We start from the raw sequence: 4,847 nt of genomic DNA on the forward strand, positions 1-4,847 counted from the left end.
ATGGAGTATAAAAAAGCATCTTAATAGGTATATAAATTGGCTGAATTATTGATTTTTCAAGGTCTAGCAGTCAATATTTAACTGCGAAGTTTGAGACTATAATTATAATCTTAATTGCTTTAGCAGTTTTGATCATGGCGCCTACAGCTTTTATTGCATTAAACAGCTGTATTTCCCATATACTATATATAAAAGGTCTTTCCAGTAATTTTTCAGAAAATTTAATTATAATATTTGGTTTAATTGTATTAGTATTCTATTTTTCCCCTTATATTGCGAATAACCGGCAATATCAATCATCGGTAATTACTACCTTTAGGTATAAAATAGAAAATATTCACTCTGTTTTCCCGGTTTATGTATCTCCAATGATGCTATTCTTAGAAAAACAGCGTTCTCTCGGTCAGGCACATAAAAAGGAAATATATATTAATCCCTTAATTACTGAAAACGATATAATTTTACAGTACATTATAGCACATGAAGAAGGTCATATTAGAGATCCCTATACTAAACTGTTCTGTTTATTGCTGTCTTTATTGTTTCCCTGGGGTGTCTTTATTGTTGTTTCCAGCATAGCTTATCTGTATTCTGTAGATAAGTTAAATTATTCTTTATGGAAAATAGTTCTAATAGGCGTTGTTATAATTATTATGATATTCATCATATCCTTTAAAATCAAGCAAATGCTAGAAGAGCGGGCAGTAAATTTTGCAATTAAAAAGATAGGAATTGAAAAAGTGGTCATGGTTTGTCGGGAGATAGCATATGGAGATAACGCTCTGCCTGAACAATGTCGAAACAGATATAGATATCTATTGGAAAAACACATAGAGAGGTTGAAAGAGAGATGCTATTAAGAAAATCCATAGGAAGAAATAATTATGTTAGTACGTTTCCAATAATTAGTGCATCAGTTTCAATTTTGTTTGGAATATTGAGTGGACTAAGTTCGAGCTCGAATAAAGAACTTAGTGATAGCATTTTAGATATTTTAGTACATATAGGCTTGTTCGACAAAATCAACATTAGAAATTCACAGCAATAATTTATATTTCTATTTTTCGCAAGCCTGAAATGGTATCTGTTATTGGCATAGAGTTACCGCTTTCTTTATCGTGCGCACAAAAAAAAGCGGCTTATAAGCCGCTTTTTTTGCCTGTAAATCAAGGCAACCACATTAATTTTCTTTATTCATTCATCATCAGCATCCGATCCCAGTTCATGTTTGATTTCCGACGCCAACTAAAACTTGCAATATCGATTATACTGCGTTTCCACTCCCATCGAGAACCATTTGCTGCGGTGTATATTTGGCTACTAATAGGCATGGGCTTGCACGGAAATTTATTCCCACCTGATTACTGCAATCCTTTCCGTTCAGGAGCAGGAGACTCACTTTTAATCTGTACTGTATACCGCATTTTATCGCCCTCCTGTGCGGTTGTAAATAAGTTTATCCTTAAATAACTGCCATCTTCGCCTTTCCACATCACACTTTTCCCCTGAGCACCTATATTCTTTGCGTTATTAAGTACGCTTAAATCATTTCCAAACGGTTCTGGAAGCGATTTTTTCAAACGGGTTTTAAGCTCCTCACAAAATTTGATAAATTGATCCTGGTTGGTAGTTGAGAATAGATATTCACCGGATACAAATTTGTCGTCGTCAAATATAAATAACACCGTTTGCTCCAGCGAAGAATTGTTAAAAGGAAAAGTTCCCTCTATCTTCAGCAAGTCATCTCTTACCGAATGACTGTCATTCAATTGCTTCTGTTTCATTACTTCTTCTTTGGATATCAGCCATGACAAATCTTCAAAAACGTATTTCCCCCTTTGATGAAGGCTTGTTAATAACTGATCAAAATCTTTCACTGTAGTTGCAGGACCTCCATTAGGGGTACAACCACTACTAATTAGTGCAATCCACAGGGTAAAGAATATACACAAACTGGTCAATCTTTTTATCTTCCTCATAAAGCATAACCCTCCCTAATATTTCACCTCATTATCGATATACATAATAACTTACATCATCCGTCCTAGATTTTCCATTCACACTGTATTGAAGTCTTATATAGATAAGCCCACCATGATTCCAATAATCAGTAAGCAAAACGACTCTGTTAAGTGGCATGGTGTGGCTGCCATCAATATATACAGTCCCTTTAATAGGATTGCTTCTTTCAATACTACTTCTAATGAAATAATCGTTTTGAACTTTTGTACTAGATAATGGTTGATCCATGACTTCTGGATACTTGTACAGATCCCTACAAGTATCATACCATACTCTCATATTTGATACAGTTACTGTAGAATTACTCGAAGACCACCAGGCTTCTATTCCAGCATGGCGATAGAAATTCAAGAAATGATAGGTTGAAAAATAATGCGCATAGTAAGTTCTAACTGTTACTGTAACATCGACAAATGTAGATGGAACTTCTACAATGGCCATAGGGCTAACTTCGTTCTGTTTTCGTTTGTTAAACTCAGATAAATATTTAAAACTATTTACTAAGTCACCATTTTCGTCGACTTTGTAGGGAATGATAGTTGTTAACGCTTTTTCATTTTTTCATTTACACTTTCATACTGTACTGCATATCCATAATCTGTTTCAATAACTTTAGGTTCGCTAACATTCGAAAAGGAACCCAAGGAAGAAAATTGCTCGGATATAACTTCATTCACAATTAGGTCAGCATTTAGAGGAAGATCTGTCTTAAATCTGATGAGTGCTTGCCGTTCTATCTCATTTGCGGATACTACAGATGTAAACAAAATCAACATAATAATAGCAGCCAGCACAAGAACAAAACTCAAATTGATTTTTTTCGTTTTTGTAAGCATTTGTATTAAAATCCTTCTTTCAATATAAATAATTTTGTTATCTATTGGAGTTACTTCTTTTGTTTTTTTCGGCACTCTTAAAAAGTCCGAGGACTTTATTTTTATGGTTTCAGCTTCACCACTTATATTAAATATTGTTGCCCATTGGAATCACATCCTTTGATTCATCTTCCTACCATATATAACAAATCAAAGAAGGCTTTTGTGACATAGAAATCAAAAATTTTTTAATTTTTTTCAGCATTTTAATAAGCAGTTTTTGAAACCCAGAAACCAAAGCAGTTTTATAACCTGCATTCGCAGTATTTTCTTGCCTCCCTGCTTTATTTTTACCCATAGTGGTTAAATCTTTATTTGATAACAACAATCTTATTCTTTAACCTTAACGCTTTCTGCAATCTTAATCCTTATCAAGAAGCGATGACGCCACATGCGCGCTTTGTATTAAATATCAAGCCCCTATGGCACAAAATGACAACCAAATCTATTCCTGCTTCCCCACGTTTTATGCAGTTTATATTAAATATAAACACCTACACCGTAAGTTGTTTCTTGCAATAGATTTTCTTAATTGAATTTTTTCAGCCCCTTTATTTCAACCTCTTTAATAGACCAAAAAGCAACACCAGTCAGCCGCACCGCTAATTCCGCCAAAGAAGCCCGCATTCTTTCTTCCCCAAAGTAATATAAGCTTACATTGAGCGATTATAAGAGAAGCTAAAACAAGGCAGAAATCACCGATATTACTATGAGCGTAGTGACGGTGACTATATATATTTGAAAAGTTTTTTTCCTAACTTTTTGCTTGTTTTTTAAAGCAATATAATAAGATAGAAGAAAAACAGCTACAACAACGTACTTGTTCAATGCCATACCAAAAAAACCCAAAACTATTTCTCCCAAATACAGCCCACTGGGGAATTTTATGCTGAATAACAGCGCTATTATGCTAAACAAATAAGCTATATAAATCCAGACCGGCGTTGGTGATTCTTTTTTTATTATCAAGGATTATACACTCCTTCCCGTTGATGTTGATAATAAAAATATATCCCTATTTTCTCAGAAACATAATCATGCATTATTTAACAGTTTTAACTGATAATCATGAATAATGTACTTTTTTGTAGCCAAACAATTGCTCACACTTTCAATGTGCGTTGTAAATATAATAACCCCTCCCCTCTTTGAAAAATCGAACAATTTTTCAAGCGCAATTTTCTGGGCTTTTTCATCCAATGCACTCAAAGGCTCATCAAGCAACAAAAGATCTACTTCCCTAGATAGTATGCAGGCCATATATAATTTATGTTTCATCCCTAGGGAGTAATCTTTTACATAATTATCCAGTGCCTCATGCAGCTCAAACTCCTTGCACAAACTTTCTACTTTGCTTTTAACTTTACTTTCACCAAAAATATTCATAATTAGTTCTATGTTTTCTTTCCCCGTTAAATAATCATATAAGTAAGGCTTGTCGGGAATGAACCCTATTCGCTGAATCACACTTCTCACATTAGTATCATATACACCAAAAAAATTCATTTTCATTTCGCAAAACAATATTCCTGCCAAAATTCTCAAAAAAGTCGTTTTCCCGCTTCCATTTTCACCTAAAATACATACCCTATCGCCTCTTTGAGCATAAAAGCTAGCATTTCTAAAAATTAACTTGTCACCATAACTAAAGTTCAAATCTGTGATCTCCAACATTTGTCATCACCTTTCTTAATTCTTAATCATTAATGCTTAATCTAAACTGCTATCACAGCAACAGCGTGTTTCAAAAATTACTAATATTCGCTTCAATGTATGCAGCAATTATAGATCAAGTCCAAATTTTTGTGTAAAATTCCCTCTGGCTAGAATCAGGTTAAATTATCACCACTAATCTTTAAATTTTACTGCTTCCGGCTTCTTTTAGGTCAAGGATTCGCTATCGCCGGGCTGCGCCCGTCCTTGACCTAAAAGAGCCTCCAGCAGTTTTAT

At 34.1% G+C, this 4,847-nt stretch carries 5 protein-coding genes; 1 reads left to right on the forward strand and 4 read right to left on the reverse strand.

Annotated elements, in window-relative coordinates:
* Positions 1 to 134 precede the first annotated feature (134 nt).
* The gene (locus BM241_RS11830; protein ID WP_092282882.1) at positions 135 to 860 is read left to right on the forward strand and encodes a hypothetical protein; all 726 of its coding nucleotides are present in this window, start codon (positions 135 to 137) and stop codon (positions 858 to 860) included.
* Positions 861 to 1,361: 501 nt separating this feature from the next.
* Here the strand turns inward: BM241_RS11830 and BM241_RS11835 are convergent.
* The 4 genes from BM241_RS11835 to BM241_RS11850 form a co-directional block, all read right to left on the reverse strand.
* Positions 1,362 to 1,979 (reverse strand): hypothetical protein, encoded by a 618-nt coding sequence (locus BM241_RS11835; RefSeq protein WP_025747797.1) that lies wholly within the window; start codon positions 1,977 to 1,979, stop codon positions 1,362 to 1,364.
* A 31-nt stretch (positions 1,980 to 2,010) separates the two neighbouring features.
* Positions 2,011 to 2,463 (reverse strand): hypothetical protein, encoded by a 453-nt coding sequence (locus tag BM241_RS12295; RefSeq protein WP_143094099.1) that lies wholly within the window; start codon positions 2,461 to 2,463, stop codon positions 2,011 to 2,013.
* Between the two features lie 101 nt (positions 2,464 to 2,564).
* Positions 2,565 to 2,933 carry a hypothetical protein gene (locus BM241_RS11840; protein ID WP_143094100.1) on the reverse strand — a complete coding sequence of 123 codons (369 nt, stop codon included), beginning with the start codon at positions 2,931 to 2,933 and terminating at the stop codon, positions 2,565 to 2,567.
* Positions 2,934 to 3,932: 999 nt separating this feature from the next.
* Positions 3,933 to 4,571: an ATP-binding cassette domain-containing protein gene (locus BM241_RS11850; RefSeq protein ID WP_025747800.1), complete on the reverse strand. Its 639-nt coding sequence runs from the start codon at positions 4,569 to 4,571 to the stop codon at positions 3,933 to 3,935.
* Between the last annotated feature and the right edge of the window lie 276 nt (positions 4,572 to 4,847).

Source organism: Caldicoprobacter faecalis (assembly GCF_900115765.1).
Taxonomy (GTDB): Bacteria; Bacillota; Clostridia; order Caldicoprobacterales; family Caldicoprobacteraceae; genus Caldicoprobacter; species Caldicoprobacter oshimai.

What these genes read in the sequence shown, in the direction of transcription:
- BM241_RS11830 (WP_092282882.1), top strand. Translation starts at nt 135, where the DNA reads ATGGCGCCTACAGCTTTTATTGCATTAAACAGCTGTATTTCCCATATA.
- BM241_RS11835 (WP_025747797.1), bottom strand. Translation starts at nt 1,979, where the DNA reads ATGAGGAAGATAAAAAGATTGACCAGTTTGTGTATATTCTTTACCCTG.
- BM241_RS11850 (WP_025747800.1), bottom strand. Translation starts at nt 4,571, where the DNA reads ATGTTGGAGATCACAGATTTGAACTTTAGTTATGGTGACAAGTTAATT.
- BM241_RS12295 (WP_143094099.1), bottom strand. Translation starts at nt 2,463, where the DNA reads ATGGCCATTGTAGAAGTTCCATCTACATTTGTCGATGTTACAGTAACA.